Annotated in this window: 15 protein-coding genes, 1 tRNA gene and 1 pseudogene; 6 read left to right on the top strand and 11 right to left on the bottom strand. The window is 61.1% G+C overall.

The window, feature by feature from the left end:
• A pseudogene (locus JJ869_RS15410) lies at window positions 1–542 on the bottom strand (two-component sensor histidine kinase); the annotation flags it as partial.
• 92 nt (window positions 543–634) lie between these two features.
• Between JJ869_RS15410 and JJ869_RS15405 the strand changes: the two are divergent.
• Window positions 635–1,546, top strand: a complete 912-nt coding sequence (locus tag JJ869_RS15405) for an MBL fold metallo-hydrolase (protein WP_292268420.1) — start codon at window positions 635–637, stop codon at window positions 1,544–1,546.
• A gap of 70 nt (window positions 1,547–1,616) precedes the next feature.
• Window positions 1,617–1,691 (top strand) — tRNA-Asn (locus JJ869_RS15400).
• 83 nt (window positions 1,692–1,774) lie between these two features.
• Here JJ869_RS15400 and JJ869_RS15395 read toward each other — a convergent pair.
• On the bottom strand, window positions 1,775–2,410 hold the full coding sequence (locus tag JJ869_RS15395; protein WP_292268418.1) for a TetR/AcrR family transcriptional regulator: 636 nt from the start codon (window positions 2,408–2,410) through the stop codon (window positions 1,775–1,777).
• A gap of 115 nt (window positions 2,411–2,525) precedes the next feature.
• Here JJ869_RS15395 and JJ869_RS15390 point away from each other — a divergent pair, with 115 nt between their 5' ends.
• The 3 genes from JJ869_RS15390 to JJ869_RS15380 all read left to right on the top strand — a co-directional run bounded on the left by JJ869_RS15390 (window position 2,526) and on the right by JJ869_RS15380 (window position 7,153).
• On the top strand, window positions 2,526–4,571 hold the full coding sequence (locus JJ869_RS15390) for an NADH:flavin oxidoreductase (protein ID WP_292268415.1): 2,046 nt from the start codon (window positions 2,526–2,528) through the stop codon (window positions 4,569–4,571).
• Window positions 4,572–4,822: 251 nt separating this feature from the next.
• The gene (locus tag JJ869_RS15385) at window positions 4,823–6,064 is read left to right on the top strand and encodes an aromatic ring-hydroxylating dioxygenase subunit alpha (RefSeq protein ID WP_292268413.1); all 1,242 of its coding nucleotides are present in this window, start codon (window positions 4,823–4,825) and stop codon (window positions 6,062–6,064) included.
• A 3-nt stretch (window positions 6,065–6,067) separates the two neighbouring features.
• Window positions 6,068–7,153 (top strand): hybrid-cluster NAD(P)-dependent oxidoreductase, encoded by a 1,086-nt coding sequence (locus tag JJ869_RS15380; RefSeq protein WP_292268411.1) that lies wholly within the window; start codon window positions 6,068–6,070, stop codon window positions 7,151–7,153.
• Window positions 7,154–7,171: 18 nt separating this feature from the next.
• On the opposite strand, the gene JJ869_RS15375 is transcribed toward JJ869_RS15380, so the two are convergent.
• The 7 genes from JJ869_RS15375 to JJ869_RS15345 all read right to left on the bottom strand — a co-directional run bounded on the left by JJ869_RS15375 (window position 7,172) and on the right by JJ869_RS15345 (window position 14,706).
• Window positions 7,172–8,149 (bottom strand): succinylglutamate desuccinylase/aspartoacylase family protein, encoded by a 978-nt coding sequence (locus JJ869_RS15375; protein ID WP_292268410.1) that lies wholly within the window; start codon window positions 8,147–8,149, stop codon window positions 7,172–7,174.
• Entirely contained in the window at window positions 8,146–9,024 is an 879-nt protein-coding gene (locus tag JJ869_RS15370) for an N-formylglutamate amidohydrolase (protein ID WP_292268408.1), read from the bottom strand. The genes JJ869_RS15375 and JJ869_RS15370 overlap by 4 nt, the downstream gene beginning before the upstream one ends.
• Window positions 9,021–10,019 carry an oligopeptide/dipeptide ABC transporter ATP-binding protein gene (locus JJ869_RS15365; RefSeq protein ID WP_292268405.1) on the bottom strand — a complete coding sequence of 333 codons (999 nt, stop codon included), beginning with the start codon at window positions 10,017–10,019 and terminating at the stop codon, window positions 9,021–9,023. Before JJ869_RS15365 ends, JJ869_RS15370 begins: the two co-directional genes overlap by 4 nt.
• Window positions 10,016–10,996 carry an ABC transporter ATP-binding protein gene (locus tag JJ869_RS15360; RefSeq protein ID WP_292268403.1) on the bottom strand — a complete coding sequence of 327 codons (981 nt, stop codon included), beginning with the start codon at window positions 10,994–10,996 and terminating at the stop codon, window positions 10,016–10,018. Before JJ869_RS15360 ends, JJ869_RS15365 begins: the two co-directional genes overlap by 4 nt.
• Complete coding sequence (locus tag JJ869_RS15355) at window positions 10,993–12,033, bottom strand: ABC transporter permease (RefSeq protein WP_292268401.1); 1,041 nt, start codon at window positions 12,031–12,033, stop codon at window positions 10,993–10,995. Before JJ869_RS15355 ends, JJ869_RS15360 begins: the two co-directional genes overlap by 4 nt.
• Entirely contained in the window at window positions 12,030–13,007 is a 978-nt protein-coding gene (locus JJ869_RS15350) for an ABC transporter permease (protein WP_292268399.1), read from the bottom strand. Before JJ869_RS15350 ends, JJ869_RS15355 begins: the two co-directional genes overlap by 4 nt.
• Before the next feature lie 79 nt (window positions 13,008–13,086).
• Window positions 13,087–14,706, bottom strand: coding sequence for an ABC transporter substrate-binding protein (locus tag JJ869_RS15345; RefSeq protein WP_292268397.1), 1,620 nt, complete (start codon window positions 14,704–14,706; stop codon window positions 13,087–13,089).
• Window positions 14,707–14,893: 187 nt separating this feature from the next.
• Here JJ869_RS15345 and JJ869_RS15340 point away from each other — a divergent pair, with 187 nt between their 5' ends.
• Window positions 14,894–15,871, top strand: a complete 978-nt coding sequence (locus JJ869_RS15340) for a LysR family transcriptional regulator (RefSeq protein WP_292268395.1) — start codon at window positions 14,894–14,896, stop codon at window positions 15,869–15,871.
• On the opposite strand, the gene JJ869_RS15335 is transcribed toward JJ869_RS15340, so the two are convergent.
• Window positions 15,868–16,524, bottom strand: a complete 657-nt coding sequence (locus tag JJ869_RS15335) for an aspartate/glutamate racemase family protein (protein ID WP_292268392.1) — start codon at window positions 16,522–16,524, stop codon at window positions 15,868–15,870. The genes JJ869_RS15340 and JJ869_RS15335 overlap by 4 nt on opposite strands.
• A complete protein-coding gene (gene hydA, locus JJ869_RS15330; RefSeq protein WP_292268390.1) occupies window positions 16,521–17,969 on the bottom strand; it encodes a dihydropyrimidinase in 1,449 nt (482 codons plus the stop codon). The genes JJ869_RS15335 and hydA overlap by 4 nt, the downstream gene beginning before the upstream one ends.
• Between the last annotated feature and the right edge of the window lie 157 nt (window positions 17,970–18,126).

Here is an 18,126-nt window from a genome sequence, read left to right as displayed (position 1 = left end):
GTGATCGGGCGCAGCTGGTTGCGCAGGTAGAGATAGGCGATGACCGTCAAAAGCGCCCCGAACACAACCATGTTCACGAGCAATTGGTGCGGGTTGGAGGCCGAGGCACGCTCGCGGGCGAATTCGATCAGTGTCAGCGGATCATCCCCCCGCTTCACCCAGACCAGCACCGTCCAGTCATCGACCAGATGCGCACGCTCGAACCCGATCACGTAAGAGCGAAGCGTGCGGATCACCACGATCCCCGAAAAATCATACCAGCGGCGCAGGTCCACTTCCGGCATCGCATCCGGCGAGGTCGGAAGGAAATCAAAGCTGAGCGCACCCGCGATGTCCGTGTCGTTCGCCCGCGCGGGATCCAGCGTTGCATTGATCTGGCGGGCAATTTCACGGCTCATCTGCTGCGTGACGCCTTCAAAATGGCGCTGCACAAACACCACGGACACGAGCAATTGCAGCGCCACCACTGGGAGGAGCAGGATCAGCGCAGCCCGACCGTAGAGCCCGCGAGGCATGTAGCGTTTGAGCCAGTCGAATGTCATACCGGGACGCTACTCCGAACAGTGGCAAAACGGAATGTCCCGCCGCATCAGGGATTGCAATTCCCCGTGTGCCCTGCTGCTGTACCCGCATGATGCAAGATCCCCAACCCGATTTCCGGCCAGAACCGGGTGTGGCCGAATGGCTCGCCCCCGGTCTGCGCCGCGTGCTTGCGCCGAATCCGTCGCCGATGACCTTTCGCGGTACCAACACGTACCTTGTGGGTGACGGCGATCTTGCGATCATTGACCCCGGCCCGGCCAACAATGATCACTTCAACGCCATCCTGCAGGCCATTGGTTCTGATAGGGTTTCCGCTGTTCTTGTGACGCATTCCCATGTCGATCATTCGCCCTTGGCCCGCAGCTTGGCAAAGCAGGTCGATGCCCCGGTCTACGCGTTCTCGGATGCCTCGGGCGGGCGCAGCGCGGTGATGCAGGAGCTTGCAGCGACAGGATTGGTCGGGGGTGGCGAAGGTGTGGATGCGGAGTTTCATCCCGACATCACACTTGCGGACGGCGACACGTTGCGCGGCGATGGCTGGAGTTTGCGTGCGCTCCACACTCCGGGCCATTTCGGCAATCATCTGAGCTTTGCATGGGAAGACGTGCTGTTTTGCGGCGATCTGGTCATGGGGTGGGCCAGTTCACTGGTCTCGCCGCCCGATGGCGATCTGACGGATTTCATGGTTTCCTGTGGACGTCTGCAATCCGAGAGGTGGTCAGTGCTCCATGCGGGCCACGGCGCACCGATCCTCGACCCCGCTGGACGCCTCGACTGGCTCATCTCGCACCGACTGGCCCGCGAGGCCGCCGTGCTGGAGGCTTTGCGCTCCGGGCCATCGACCGCGGCGGCCCTTGCCGCGCGGATCTACACAGACACACCCGCAGCACTACTCCCCGCAGCCGCACGAAACGTTCTCGCGCATCTCATTGATCTTTATGTGAAAAACCAAGTCACCCCGATCGGACAACTTGGCGCCGAGGCACAATTCGCCCTGACGTGACGGCGATTACATTTTTTTCACAAAACCCTCTGGACGTGGTCCGACACTGTTGCTAAACCCCGCCTCGTGTTCCGGCGTAGCTCAGCGGTAGAGCAGTTGACTGTTAATCAATTGGTCGTAGGTTCGATCCCTACCGCCGGAGCCAAAACTTCCAAGAAAGCAGTATTTTAGCTTAATCTGCGTTTCGCAGGCTTGGACGATTTTGGCGGTGGAGGCATCATGGCGCTTTCACACAATTCCGACCCGCGCATGAAATCGGTTCAGTTCGCTTTGCGTAGGTGCCTGACCGGTAAAGGTTTTCACGTAGTCGGGAATCCGTTTCAGCCGCAGGCCGAGGTCTTCCTGAACCTGCATCGAGATATAGCCGATCTGGACAAGGTACATCGTCCGGGCGCGGACATCCGCCTCTCCTGATGGGAACCCAAACCGGTCGAACATGGTCCGCATCGCCACGAGGCGGGTTTCGTCGGCGCGATTGACCGACGCCGCGACGGTGTCCGACTGGTGGGCCCAGCCTCGGACGGCAAGATCAAGCCGGGATTCAAATCCGCCTCCGGGCAGAAATACCGCAATCACATTCAGCGCAGCCTCTGTGATCGTTTCGGCAAAGGCCTCTGACGCCTGAACCATCCGCCTGGTGTTGGTGTCTTCCCAATCATCCAGCAGGGCTTGAAGCACCGCGTCCCGATCCTCGAAAAACCAGTAGAAGCTGGTGCGCGACAGGCCGAGGCGACTGGCCAATGGCTGAATCTTCACCGCGTCGATGCCCGACTCAAGAAACGCCTCACGGGCCGCGGCCAGCCAGACCTCGCGTGATCCGCGCCAGCCTTTCGCCTTTTCGTCGATGTCCAAAGCATCTGCCATGTCGCAGATTTACGCCCGAATGTCGCCGCCGACAAGTAAAATGGTCAGTGATGAACACAAACTTGACAGTTATGAACATTTACGTCAACGCTGGCTCAAAACGCGCGGAGTGACCATGTCCAACGATCCCCTTCTGCAGCCCTATCAGCTCAAGCATCTGACGCTGCGCAACCGCATCATGACCACCAGTCACGAACCAGCCTATCCCGAGGACGGCATGCCGAAAGCGCGATACGCGGCCTATCACGCAGAACGGGCCAAGGCGGGAGTTGCGCTGGCGATGACGGCAGGGTCAGCGGCAGTGTCCAAGGACAGCCCACCCGTTTTCAACAATATCCTCGCCTATAAAGACGAGGTCGTGCCTTATATCCGTGAACTCACTGATGCCTGCCACGACCACGGCTGCGCGGTGATGATCCAGTTGACCCATCTGGGACGCCGGACCACCTGGAACAAGGGCAACTGGCTGCCCTCCGTTTCCTCGTCCAAACACCGTGAACCGGCACACAAGGCGTTTCCCAAGCTGGCCGAGGACTGGGATATCGAGCGCATCATCACCGATTTCGCCGATGCCACAGAGCGGATGAAGGAAGGGGGCATGGACGGGATCGAATTGCAGGTCTACGGCCACCTGCTCGACCAGTTCTGGTCGCCCCTGACCAATGATCTGGACGGGCCTTATGGGGGCCAGACGCTCGATAGTCGGATGAAGCTGCTGCTCGACGTGCTCCGTGGCATTCGCAAGCGCGTGGGCGACGATTTCATCGTTGGTCTGCGCTATACGTCAGACGAGGCCGAGGCGGGCGGGATCACCCCTGAGGAAGGCATAGAGATCTCGAAACGGCTGGCCGCGACCGGTATGGTGGATTTCCTGAATGTGATCCGGGGCCGTATCCACACCGATCCCGCAATGACCGACGTGATCCCGGTGCAGGGCATGCAAAGCGCGCCGCATCTGGATTTCGCTGGTGCCGTTCGTGCTGCCACCGGCATGCCCACCTTCCACGCTGCGCGCATCCCCGATGTGGCAACGGCGCGCCATGCGGTACAGGCGGGTCTGTTGGACATGGTCGGCATGACCCGTGCTCACATGGCCGATCCGCATATCGTAAAAAAGATCATCGAAGGGCGCGAGGATGATATCCGCCCGTGTGTCGGCGCGACCTATTGTCTGGATCGTATCTATGCGGCGGGCGAGGCGCTGTGCATTCACAACCCTGCCACGGGCCGTGAACTGACCATGCCGCACGAGATCACGCCTGCCGCAACCCGCAAGAAGGTGGTGATCGTGGGCGCGGGTCCGGCTGGGCTCGAAGCCGCGCGGGTGGCGGCCGAGCGGGGGCACGAAGTGACCGTATTCGAGGCCCAGCCCGATCCCGGAGGTCAGGTGCGCCTGACCGCGCAGAACCCGCGCCGCCGCGAAATGATCGGCATCATCGATTGGCGGATGGCACAATGCGCGACCCGCGATGTGGAGTTCCGCTTCAACACATGGGCCGAGGCCGAGGATGTGATTGCGCTCACCCCCGACGTCGTGATCGTCGCAACTGGGGGGCTACCCAATACGGAGCTTTTCGAGGCGGGACGTGAGAACGAGCTTGTCACCTCGTCATGGGACATCATCGCGGGCGATGTGAAGCCCGGGCAGTCGGTTCTGATCTATGATGAAAGTGGCGACCACCCTGCCCTCATGGCCGCCGAGGTAGCCGCCAATGCGGGCAGCACGGTTGAGATCATGACACCCGACCGCACCTTCGCCCCCGATGTGATGGCGATGAACCTTGTGCCCTATATGCGCGCGCTTCAGGACAAGGACGTGACCTTCACCGTCACGCGACGGCTCAAGGACGTGCAGCGCGATGGCAATCGCCTGAAGGCGGTGATCGGCACAGATTACAGCGATCACACCAGCGAAAAAACCTATGATCAGGTGGTGGTGAACTACGGGACGATGCCGCTGGACGATTTGTATTTCGCGCTCAAGCCATTGTCGTCGAACGGTGGGGCGGTGGATTACGACGCGTTGATCGACGGCCAGCCGCAGGATGTGACCCGCAACGAAAGCGGCACGTTCCAGCTGTTCCGCATCGGCGACGCGGTCAGCGCCCGCAACACTCACGCTGCGATCTATGACGCGCTGCGTCTGGTTAAGGACATCTGAGGCGCATGCAGATGCCAGAAATTCGGGCAATTTTCTGCTGGTTGAGCGCTCCTTTTGCGCCCTGTTTTCGCGCGAAACCGACGCTTGGGAAACCGCAATGAGACGCGGGTCGCAAACCGAATTTACGGCGTCGCAAATCATGACGTGGGCCCTGCCATTGCGTGCGATTGCGCGATCAGAAAGCCGGGCCGTGGCCCACCCCAATTTCATCCCATCGCCGATTGGCGAGAGACCATATTCATAGGTGTCCCATGCTGCGTGAAGCCGATGTTCTGTCCACGTTGATGCGTCGCAAACCGGCGCATTCCCTGGCGCAAGAGCTGTATTGTGATCCGGGTGTCTTTCAGGCCGACATGGCGCAGATCTGGCACAAAGAGTGGCTGTTCGTGCTGCCCTCCTGCGAGATCCCGAGACCCGGAAACTACATTGTTCACGAGGTCGGTGCCTATTCGGTCGTGATCGTGCGCGGCAACGACAACGAAATACGCGCCTTCCACAATTCCTGCCGCCATCGCGGATCGGTTCTGTGCAAGTCGAAGAAAGGATCAAACCCCAAGCTGGTCTGCCCCTACCACCAGTGGACCTACGAGCTGGACGGCAAACTGCTTTGGGCGCGCGATATGGGTCCGGAGTTCGACCCATCGCAGCACGGTCTGAAGCAGGTGCATTGCCGCAACCTGTCGGGGCTGGTCTATATCTGCCTTGCGGATGACGCGCCCGACATCACCGAATTTGCCGCGCAAACCGCCCTTTATCTTGCGCCGCATAATCTGGAGAATTCCAAGGTCGCCTTTGAGAGCACCATCATCGAACATGGCAACTGGAAGCTGGTGTGGGAGAACAACCGGGAGTGCTACCATTGCTCGGGCAACCATCCGTCGCTCTGCCGCACCTTCCCCGAAGACCCGCGCTATATCGGGTCGGACAATTCGGGCGTTCTGTCGGAGGTGGCGTCGAGCCACATCACCCGCTGCGAAGCGGTGGGCGCCCCGTCGGCGTTTCTGGAATCACCGCTTGGAGATTGGCGCTATGTGCGCACGCCGCTGCTCGACAAGGGCGAAAGCTACACGATGGATGGCAAGGTCGCCGTGACCAAGCCGAACTCGTCGATCCCGTTCAAGGATGCCGGGTCTCTGCTCAAGTACCAGTACCCCGGCTGCTGGAACCATTTCCTGTCGGATCACAGCCTTGTCTTCCGCGTCACGCCGATCAGCGCGATGGAAACCGAGGTCTGCACCAAATGGCTGGTCCACAAGGACGCGGTGGAAGGGCAGGATTACGACCTCAAGCGCCTGACCGAAGTGTGGATGGCCACCAATGACGAGGACCGCGAGGTGGTTGAGAACAACCAGCGCGGCATCCAGTCCCCGGCCTATACGCCGGGGCCGTATTCGCCGACACATGAGGGCGGCAATATCCAGTTCACCAACTGGTACGCGGACACGATGATCCGGGCGATCACCGGTGTCGCAACCCCGATCGCGGCGGAATAAGCCATGGCTCTGGATGTTGATCTCACAGCCTCGGCAGATGCAGGCATCTGGACCGATGCTGAACCGCTGGTCTGCTGTGCCGTGGTGCCCGAAGCGCCGAATACGGCAACGTTCAGCTTTGTCTCGCCATCCGGCAAGCAGTTCCGCTATGAGCCGGGACAATTCATAACGCTGGAATTGCCGGTGCCCGGCGGCACGCTGTGGAAGACTTACACGATCTCGTCCTCGCCTTCGCGCCCGCTGACGCTTGGCGTCACGGTCAAGGCACAGCCCGGTAGCATCGGCACGCGCTGGATGCTGGATCACCTCAAGCCCGGGATGCAGATCAAGGCGACCGGACCTGCGGGTATCTTCACCCTGCCCCGGTCGACCAAGAAGAAGTACCTCTTCCTCTCAGCCGGGTCAGGCATCACGCCATCGCTGTCGATGACCACATATCTCTACGACCGGGGCACCGATGTGGACGTGGTCTTCGTCAACTGCGCGCAGCGCCCTCAGGACATCATCTGTCGCCAACGGCTGGAGCAGATGGCCAGCCGCGTGCCATCGATCAAGCTGTTCTTCATTGTCGAGGAAGACGACCCCTATCGCGTTTGGACCGGCTTTCGTGGACGGCTCAACCAGTTGATGATTGGTCTGATCGCCGGAGATTACATGGAGCGCGAGGTCTATTGCTGCGGCCCCGAACCCTTCATGGACGCGGTGCGCGAGATGCTGATCGGGCTGGGCTACGACATGGACCGCTACCATCAGGAGAGCTTTGTCGCGCCGGTCAAGAAAGAAGAGCAGCTTCCCGACCATGACGATGTGATCCCGGATGACCGCGCGACCGCCAGTGTCGTCTTCGCACGATCAGATGTCACGGCAGAGTGCATGGAAACCGATACAGTTCTGGCGGTCGCACGTGGCGCTGGCATTGTCATCCCGTCGGGTTGCACCTTTGGTGTCTGCGGCACCTGCAAGATCCGCAAGACCGCTGGCGAGGTGCATATGGTCCATAACGGCGGTATCTCTCAGGACGACATCGACAGCGGCTACATTCTGGCCTGCTGTTCCAAGCCCATCGGCGCGGTCGAGATCGACATCTGACCCGACCGCGCGAAAGTTTCAGCCCTCAATCGGTCGGGCAAGGCGCACCGCTGTCTTGCCCGGCCAAAGCCGCCGCGACGGCATGATGAGCACCGTGGGATCATTCGGCGCGAGAACCTCGCGATCGCCGTCATGGCCGATCAGCGTGCCTTGCTTAAGGTGTTCGAACCCGCGCCAATCCTGCGCAAAGCGGAAGTTGTCGGTTTCTATAGTGACGGGCTGCATCACCTCGTAATACTTTGTCTCAGGCTTCGGCGGACGCGCGTTCATGCGATCCTGCTGGAAATCGGGCGCGACAGCGCCTGTGGCGCGCAGGAAACCGATGCAGCAATCCTTGGCCACGTCGGCCGCCTCGGCCTCCCAATGCTGACCACATTCGACCAATGCCGCGTTGCGGGGTGACGCGGGGTCGGCGAAATCCGCGAAATCCCGCATCCGCTGCCCTTCGGCATGGCCCTTGTCGGTCACGACGATCCCCGGCCACCCGATCTGCCCGCCAAGCGTTCGTCCTTTGACAGTGGGTCCGGCGATGATCAGGGGATCGGTCTTGTGCTGCATCGAATGAATGTCGAGCAGCAAATCGACCGTGCTGAGCCACGGTCGGATTTCCCGCGCTCGCTCCACTTCCGGGGTGACACGGCGATCAGGATCATCAAGAACGCCCTCGCCCCAAAGACGGTTGAAATCCTCTTCGACCCAGCGCGTGGCATCCGGCACTTCGGGATCGAACGCCTCGTATGCCGCGACGTTCACAAAGGCAAAGGACAGCGCGCCTCTCAGCGGGCGCAGGTTCATCTGCATCAGCCAATCAATGGCGATGGCACCGCAAGGTTCATTGCCATGCACCACGGCAGTGATCGCCACATGTGGACCGGCCACGCCGCTGTCGAAGGTCCAGATATAAGGAATACCCGTGTTGCCGGACGCGTAGCCGGAGATGTCCGGCGGGGACAGTTCGACGGAATAGATATTGGGCAAACCTGTTGCAGAGCTCATTGCGCAAAGCTTTCCTTGAGGGCCGCAGCGACATGGTCGGCCAGATGGTGGGACAGATCCGAAAAGGTGGCTTTCAAAGCATCATACCCGGCATTCGGTTCGCGGGTGCGCTCGTCCATATAAAGCTTGCGATTGACCTCGATCTGGAGCGAATGGTGTCCCTCGGCTGGCGCACCATTCGCGCGGACCAGTTCCATTCCCTTATAGGGATCATTGATGGCCACGCTGTAGCCCCGCCCGGTCAGAAAGCTCTCGACTGCTGCTGTGAAGGCAGGGGCACAGGCGGTCCCATCCCGGTCGCCCAGCACGAAGTCGGGGCGCGGAGTGCCTTTGTCCTGCGTCGACATGGCTGACGCCACCTCTTGCATCGAATGGCAGTTTACGTGCCAGACCGTGCCCCAGTGCGCGTGTGCGGCATCCAAGAGTGAGCGAAGCTTGGTCTGGTACGGGCGGTGATAGTTGGTCACTCGCGCGTAGACCTCGTCTGCGGTCAGTGGGCGGTCATACAGCGGCCCTCCGTCCGGTGGCACGCGTGTCCAGCAGAGGCCAATGCCAAGCTGGCTTTTGATCGACGGGTTCAGCGGTTCGGGATACACCCCCTCGATCGCTGCCGGATCCATGTCGTCGGATGCGCGGTTCGCATCGACGTAAGATCGCGGGAAATGGGCGTGCAAGAGCAGCGCCCCGGCCTGAACAGCCCCGGCCCAAAGGTCATGCACATGGGTGTCCTCGGCGTGGCGCAGCGTTTGCGGATCGGCAGCATGGCGAAAATCCTGCGGGTAGTCCGTGCCGGAATGCGGGCTGTCCATCACAAGTGGAAGGCGCTGCGTGCCCTGGCCCTCGACAGTCAGGACACCGGGAATATGCAAGGTCATTCAGTTCCTCCGTCTTCGAGATGGCAGGCGATGGCACGAGTGCCCTCGTGGCGCAGAACCGGAACCTCGCGCTGGCAGCGCGGGCCGGCGAAGGGGCAGCGTGGGTGAAAATGGCAGCCGGGCGGAGGGTTCAGCGGCGACGGGATTTCGCCCTTGATCGTCCGAAAGCTTTGCCGTCCGCCATCCAGCCGCGGAATCTGGTCGATCAGCGCCTGCGTATAGGGATGGCGCGGCGCATCAAACAGCGCCTCGGTTGTGCCAATCTCGACGATCCGGCCCAGATACATCACGACCACCCGGTCGGCGATGTGTTCGATCACCCCAAGGTCGTGGCTGATGAAAAGGTAGGTCAGGTCCAGATCGCGGCGCAGGTCCTGAAACAGGTTGATCACCTGCGCCTGAATCGACACGTCCAATGCCGCGATGCTTTCATCGCAGATCAGGAATTCGGGTTTGACCGCAAGCGCGCGGGCAATGCCGATACGCTGGCGCTGGCCACCGGAAAACTGGTGCGGGAAGCGCTGGGCGTAGGCGGGATCAAGGCCGACCTTTTCCAGCGTCGCGGCCACGTAGTCCGGCATTTCGCGCCGGGAGGTGAGGCCGTGATAAACCGCCGCTTCCCCCACAATGTCCTCAACCCGCATCCGGGGATTGAGCGATGACATCGGGTCCTGAAAGATCATCTGAATCCGCAGTCGCGCTGACTTGGCCGCGGGCGTTGCGGCATCGGTCACATCCACGCCTTCAAACCGGATTTTGCCACCCGTCACCGGCAACAGGCCCGCCACCATGCGGCCCAAAGTGGATTTGCCACACCCGGACTCACCGACCAGCCCAACCACTTCGCCCCGCGCAACCGAAAAGCTGGCACCATCAACGGCGTTGACACAGCTTTCCGAGAGGTTTGCCCCCAGCTTGCGCGCCAGCTTTTCGATGGAATCGAGCTTGCGGATGAATTGCCGCGATACGGCATCGAGTTCGAGCATCGCGGTCATGACAGCGCCTCGCGTTCCAGCACGGGGAAGTGACAGCGCAAGTGCTGGCCGGGTGCTGGTTCCGTAATCTGCGGCGCATTCTGACGACACTGATCCTGGGCGCGGAAACAGCGCGGCGCGAAGGCGCATCCTTCTGGCAATCGGGCCATGTTGGGTGCCATACCGGGGATCTGCGCCAACCTTTGCCCTCGGTGCCCGTGCCCGGGGATCGATCCGAGCAATCCGATGGAATAGGGATGACCGGGCTGCGTCAGCACCTGATCCGTCGCCCCGGTTTCAACGATGCGCCCCGCATACATCACCGCCACACGGTCGGCGAGGCCAGCCACCACGGCAAGGTCATGGGTGATCCAGATCATCGACGTTCCGGTTTCCTTGGCCAAGCCCTGCACCTCGGCAAGGATCTGGCTTTGGATCGTCACATCCAGAGCCGTCGTCGGCTCGTCCGCGACAATCAGGTCAGGACCGTTCAGCAAGGAGATGGCAATTGCCACACGCTGCCGCATGCCGCCGGAAAACTGGTGCGGATAGGCTTCAAGCCGCTCTGCAGGGGACGGGATGCCCACCTTGGCCAAAGCCGAGATCGCCCGATCCCGCGCAGCCTTGGCGCTGACCCGCTCATGAGCGCGCACGGCTTCGATCATCTGGGTGTCAATCCGCAGCACCGGGTTCAGTGTCATCATCGGATCCTGAAAGATCATCGCGATCCGGTTGCCGCGCATCCGCCGCATCTCGGGTTCAGACAGTTGCGCCAGATCCTGCCCGCGAAAGAGGATTTGACCGCCCACCACCCGGCCCGGCGCGTCGACAAGGCGCAGGATGGAAAACCCGGTGACCGACTTGCCCGATCCGCTTTCCCCGACAAGGCCCAGCACCTCGCCTTCATCAAGCGTGAAATCCACGCCATCGACCGCCTTTACGACTCCCGCATCGGTGAAGAAATGGGTTTGCAGGTTCCTGACTTCGAGAACGCTCATTTCCGCAACCTCGGGTTCAGGGTGTCGCGCAGCCGGTCGCCGACAAGGTTGATGGACGCCACGATGGCCAGCAGCGCCACGCCGGGATACATGCTCATCCAGTATTGGCCCGACAACATGTAGTCGTAGCCATTCGCAATGAGCAGGCCGAGCGACGGCTGCGTGACCGGCACACCGACCCCAAGGAAGGACAGCGAGGATTCCAGAACGATGGTGTTCGCGATCTGCACGGTCGAAATCACCAGAAGCGGTGGGATGCAGTTGGGCAGAAGGTGCCGGAAGATGATCTTGCGCACCGGCAGCCCCAGACCCCGCGCGGCGTCGATATATTCCTTGCGGGTTTCCGACAGCGCAGTCCCCCTTACAGTGCGGGCGTAATAGGCCCATTGCACGATGATCAACGCGATCACCACCTTGTCGAGCCCACGTCCGAAGGCCGCCATCAGCATAAGTGCCACAAGGATCGACGGGAAAGACAATTGCAGGTCCACCAGCCGCATCAGGATCGATTCGATCCGGCCTCCGGCCCAAGCAGCATAGATGCCGACCACCACGCCAATCGCCATCGCAATCAGCGTCGCAACGATCGCCACGCTCAGCGACACGCGCAGCCCATAGAGGATGCCCGACAGGATGTCCCGGCCCTGCTCGTCCGTACCCAGATGATAGGTGAAGCTTCCGTCGAAATTTGTCGCGCCGGGTGGCAAGCGCCCATCCATGATATCAAGCTGGCGCAGGTCGTAAGGGTTCTGCGGCGAGATTTCGTTGGCGAAAAGCGCAAGAATCACCAGAAGAACAAGGCTCCCGGTCGCGGCATAGGCCATCGGGCCATTGAAGAACTGCCTGCTCCGCCCCTTGAGCAGCTGCGCCGCCAGCGCGACGCCTGCGAGGAACAGCACAATCCTTGCAGGAAGGCTTGCCCAATCCGGCCCAAGAGCGAGAGCAATCGTGGCAAGACACACCACACCAATTGCGGGCCACAGCATGCGGTCCCGTACCGGGTGCTGAGCGGTCTGCGGGATCGATGTTTCGGTCATGACGTGCCTCCGGTGACACGCACACGCGGATCAAGCAGGGTGTAGAAAATATCGACGACAAGGTTGATGACGATGAAGATCAGGACCGTCATCATCAGGTAGGCAACGATCACGGGCCGATCCAGCGTCAGGATCGAGTCGATCAACAACTTGCCCATGCCCGGCCAGGCAAACACTGTCTCGGTGACCACGGCGAAGGCGATCATCGATCCCAGTTCAAGCCCAAGGACAGTGACGATGGGGATCATGATGTTCTTGAGCACATGCACAAACAGGATGCGCGTCTCCGACACCCCCTTGGCACGGGCGAACTTCACGTAGTCCTGCACCAGCGCTTCTTGCGTCCCCGCACGCGCCAATCGGGTCACGAGTGACGCTTTGTAAAGCGCAAGCGTCAAAGCGGGCAGGATCATGTATTGCAGACCGTTTTCGGAAAAGATCGACAGTCGAATGCCAAACACATCCACCGTGTCCCCCCGTCCCGTCGAGGGAAGCCATCGCAACTCGACGGCGAAGATCAGGATCAGCAGCATGCCGACCCAGAAATTGGGCAGCGAGAAGCCAAAGATCGACCCGGTCATGATCGCCCGGCCCTGCCATTTGTCGGCCTTGTAGCCAGCGTAAACACCCAACGGCACGCCAATCAGGACTGAAAAGATCAATCCCAACGCGGCCAATTCGAGCGTCGCGGGCATGTAATGCAGGATCAGCGTGACAGCACTTTCGCCATGCACAAAGCTGCGGCCCAGGTCACCCTGAAGCGCGTTGCCGACGAAGGTGAAAAACTGGATATAGATCGGCTGATCGAACCCGAACCGCGCCATGGTCTCTTCGATCTCGCGCGGGGTGGCGTCCGGGGAGATCAGAATGTCGATCGGATTGCCGATCATGTAGATCCCGAAAAACACGATAACCATCATCGCCAAGGCGACGAAAATGGACTGCGCGATCCGTCTGAGCAGGTAAACGAGCATCGTGCACGGACTTTCCGAGGGATGGGATTGCGGGAACATCCCGCGGCGAAGACCAGCCTCGCCGCGGGGTTGGTCGCACTTAGTTTGCGGGCGTGATCAACGCCGGCAAGGTGTACTGATCGACACGCGGCACATAGCTGACCTTGTCGGTCATGGCCCAGGGTGTCACCTCGAAATGCAGCGGCAGGATGGCCCAATCCGCCATCGCAACACGCGACGATTCACGCAGCAACTCCTGACGGGCGTCATCGTCCACGGTGGCCAGTGCCTTGGTCAGCAGATCGTCCACCTCGGGGTTCGAATACTGTCCACGGTTGGTGCCGCCATAGCCACGATCACCATCCCGTGTGGCGACAAGTGCCTTGATCGGCGAGGACATCTCGCCTGTGCCTGCGCCCCAGCCAGCCAGATAGACCGAGAATTCAAACGCGTTGCGGCGCGAGAAGAAGGTCGAAGCCGTCACAGCGTCGATGCCGGTTTCCACACCGATCCGCGCCCACATCTGCGCCACGGCCTGAGCCACCTGCGCGTCGTTGATGTAGCGGTCATTCGGCGTGCCGATGGTGATGCCAAAGCCGTTCGGATACCCGGCCTCGGCCAGAAGCGCCTTTGCACGGTCGGGATCGTAGGGTGCGGGCGGCATTTGCCCTTCTTCATGCGCGCCGAACATTCCAGCGGGCAGCAATTCACCCGCCGCTACGGCAACACCGCCCATGATGCGGTCAACGATGGCATCACGGTTGATGGCAATCGACAGGGCTTCGCGCACGCGCGCGTCTTTCAACGGGTTCTTGCCATCCGTCCCGGTGATCATCGGGCTGGGTTCCTGTGCGTGGTCCATATGCAGGTAGATCACACGGTTCGAGATCCCCTGAACAACTTTCAGACCACCTTCGGAATTGATCCGCTCCAGATCCTGAAGCGGCGGGTTTTCGATGAAATCGACATCGCCCGCGAACAGTGCCGCAACGCGCGGACCATCCGAGGTCAGTGGCTTCATGCTCACCCGTTCCCACGGTGCTGGATCACCCCAATAGTTGGGATTGCGCACCAGCTCGATGCCTTCACCCCGGCGGAAGCTTTCGAGAAGGAAGGGGCCAGTACCGATCGCCGCAGAGCCGTCGTTGAACGCCTGTGTTTCAGGATAGGCCAGATCGCCACAGCCATCGGCCGAAAATTCAATCGACGCGCCATCGACGCCGTTCGCCTTGGCCGAGATGATCCCCCACGTCGAGAATTCGGTCGGCAACAGCGGATAGGGTGCCGCGGTTTCGACGATCAGGGTCATCGGATCCGGCACTTCAAACCCGGTCACCGCCTTGGTGTAAGTGGTAAAGAGCGACGGGGAATCCGGCACGCCGGGAATCCGGCAGACGGAATAGACGACGTCATAGGCGTCAAAGGCCGATCCATCCGAGAAGGTCACACCTTCCCGCAGCTTGAATTCCCATCGGGTGTCGTCCAGCGGTTTCCAGCTCACGGCCAGTTCCGGAAGCAGCTTTTGTTGTTCGTCGGTGCCGACCAGCGACTGGAATATGTTGCGGCGCAGCTGGTTGTTCGGGCCAAGGTTGTGGAAATGCGGGTCAGCCGAACTGGGCTCAGAGGCCAGCCCGATCCGCAAATCCTGTGCAACAGCGGGCAGTGCCGGCAATGCAGTTGCAACGGCAAGCGCTGTCAGGCGCAGATACCTGAGGTTCATATCATATCTCCCTGGGTGTCCGGGTCCGGCAATTCGGCCCGAATTGGTTTTTGTGTTTGAGAATGACACCAAGCCTAACACCGCATCAAAACGAAGGAAGTGTAGACTCGATGCGGGTTTGCTATAGACATATGTCAAGACCGCATGATTGGCGGTCACAGCCCAATCTTCCGGTTCAAGAGGTGACATGCGCAGCAATTGGCATTCGATCCGCGAATACGAAGCACTCCGTGCGGTGATCACCTCAGGAACCACCAATGGCGCAAGCCGCCTGCTTGGCGTCACTCAACCAACGGTCAGCCGCGCCATCAGCACATTGGAATCCCGTCTGGATGTTGTGCTGTTCGAACGGCGCGGCGGCAGGTTACGCCCCACGGCCGAAGCGCTGCGTCTGAACGCGCAACTGGATCGCCTGTTTGACGCCATTTCGCTGATCAACGGCACCGATCCCGACGACCCCGGCAGCCAGCCTTTGCGCCTTGCCGCTCCGCCATCTCTGTCGGATCTCGTCGGCACGCAAATGGCCAGCTTCATGAAGCTGCATCCCGGACAACGCATGTCGCTGGAAACCTGTACCTCGAACGGCTTGGTGAGCCGACTGGTCGACGATTCCGTGGATCTGGGGTTCACCCATGCCGATCTCACCCATTCCGCGATGGAACTGATCCCCTTTCATTCCAGCGAAGCGGTTTGCGTGATGGCGCGAAACCATCCGCTGTCCAAACACGAGGTCATCACACCGGACCTGCTGCATGGTGTGGATTTCATTTCCATTCTGCGCCGTCACATCGTGCGGTCCCGGCTGGACCGGCTGTTCGCCGAAGCAGGGTCGGTGCCGCATCGTGTCGCCGAAGTGGCAACGGGGCTCAGCGCGGTCACGCTTGCGCGGCAGGGTTGCGGCGTGTCGATCATTTGTCCCTTCCCGGTCTTGCGCGCCGATGATCCGACGCTGATCATCCGTCCCTTCCTGCCCAAGTTCTATTATCGCACGTCGTTTGCCGTCTCGACGGTACGCCCGCTGACGCGCGAGGCGCGGGCCTTCATGCGGCATGTGAAACTGTCGATCCGGTCAGACCCGGCTTGGCATGGCTCTGACACCAAATCGGCGGAACCCAGTGCGGAGTCTCTTCTGCAAGCCGAGGTCGCGGGATCGGTCGTGTTCTAAACCGACGCTGCGAGGAGCGCACCGAGCGCCATCGTCACCGCCGCCTGTGTCGGGTCGATCACGGGAACACCCAACTCCGCCTCAAGCGCAGCACGATGCCGCGCCATCCCAGCACAGCCAAGGATCACAGCACCAGCGCCTTGGGCCTTGAGGGACGTGCCAACCTCAACCAGGCGGGCAAAGGTGCCCTGCCCCCGTGCGCTTTCGTCGACACTCATGTTTAACGCGATCTCGCAGGCCAGCCGATCCAGAACCTGCATCCGTGCCAAGTACCGACGGTGGCGCGGGATCGACCCGTCGGCCAGCGCAATGATCCCGAACCGGTCCGCCCGCGCCATCGCGGTCAAAACGCCGCTTTCCTGAATGCCGAACACCGGCCTCGGCACGACAGACCGGCAGGTGTCGATACCGGGATCGGAATAGCAGGCGATCACGAAGGCCCCGGCATCCGGGCGCGATTGCATGAGCGCGGCCAGCGGCAGGATCACGCTGTCGGAATCGCGCTGGCTTTCGATGCCGAACGGGCCTTCCTTCAATGTCAGGCATTCGATGGATGGACCGCCTTGCAGGCTGAACGCGGCCAGCGCGTCGCGCAGACCATCGGTTACAGCCTGATTGGAGTTCGGATTGATGACCACGATGGGTCCGGTCACTTGAGGATCTCCGCGCCGAAATTGGTGGCCGGGTCGGTTTCCGGCAGGCGCGTGCCCGTCAGACCCGACAGGTCACTGCGCCCGCGTTTGACAAAGGCACCATTCCCCGGTTTGGCAATCAGTTCGCCTTGATCCACGATCCGCTTTCCGCGTGTCAGAACCGTGATCGGCCAGCCGGTCACTTCCATCCCTTCGAACGGGTTGTAGTCCATCGCGTCGTGCATCTCACCCGCGATGCGGGTCTCTGTCGGGTCCCAGATCGCGATATCGGCGTCCGCCCCGATGGCCAAGGTGCCCTTGCTCGGGTGCATCCCGTAAAGCCGCGCCGCGTTGGTCGAGGAAAGGGCAACAAACTGGTTGAGGTTGATCCTGCCTTTGACAACCCCTTCCGAGAACATCATCGGCAGGCGCATCTCGATCCCCGGCATGCCGTTGGCGATCTTGCGGAAATCCACGTCCCGTCCGTTCGAGAACTTGCCCGTGTCATCATACCGGAACGGCGCATGGTCAGAGGACACGACGCTGAACGTGCCGCGCGCGATGTGCCGCCAGAGCACCTCTTGTGTGTGGGTGTCGCGCAGAGGCGGCGAACAGATGTATTTCGCCCCCTCCATCCCCGGACGGTCCAAATCGTGGTTGGTCAGGAACAGGTATTGCGGGCAAGTTTCGCCAAAGACATAGGCCCCATCCGCGCGGGCTTGCGTCACCAGTTCCGCACCTTTCGGTGTGGAGACATGCACGATCATCAGCGGTGCATTGGTCAGCTTGGACAGGCTGATCGCGCGGTTGATCGCCTCTTCCTCGGCCAGACCGGGGCGCGCGGGGGCGTGGTACTTGGGTTCGGTATAGCCATTATCGGCTAAGGCGGAGGCCATCCAAGTCAACATGTCATGGTTTTCCGCATGCACCATCGTCAGGCCGCCATGGCGCCGCGCGACGGTCAGAATGTCGAGGAATTGCGCATCGCTGACACGGGTGGCGTAGGTCATGAAGACCTTGAACGAGGTGATGCCCCGGTCGAAGACTCCCGGCAATTCCTCAAGCACCGACGGATTCGGATCGGTCAGGATCAGATGGTAGGAATAATCGATCACCGATTTTGGCGCTGCGCGTCCATCATAGGTGGCCAACGTGTCGGCCACGCTTTGCCCCGGCTTTTGCGCGGCAAACGGCACGAAACAGGAATTGCCCCCGAACGCGGCCGAGATCGACCCGGATTCGTAATCATCCGAGGTCATCAGACCCATGCCGCTTTCCTGCGCGATATGGCAATGCGCCTCGATCCCGCCGGGCAGGACCAGCTTGCCGGTGGCGTCGATCACATCATCGCCGCTCAGGTCATGGCCCAAGGTCGCGATCTTGCCGTTCCGAATGCCAAGATCTGCGCGGAAGGTCTCGGACGCGGTGGCAAGCGTGCCGCCCTTGATGACCAGATCATGCTGCATGTTGCTGTCCCCTTTTAGCCGATTCTGTGGAAAAACAGGCGTTCGCTGGCGCAGAATATCGACGGCTGAACGTTGCGCGAGCACCTTTTCTGTCAGGCGTTTCGCGGTTGCTGCGGTGCAGGAAAGATCTTTGCCAGTTTGCGGAGGTTCTGGGCGG

The organism is Marivita sp., assembly GCF_017643905.1.
In the GTDB taxonomy this organism is placed as follows: domain Bacteria; phylum Pseudomonadota; class Alphaproteobacteria; order Rhodobacterales; family Rhodobacteraceae; genus Marivita.
This window is presented reverse-complemented; position numbering and strand designations above follow the sequence as displayed.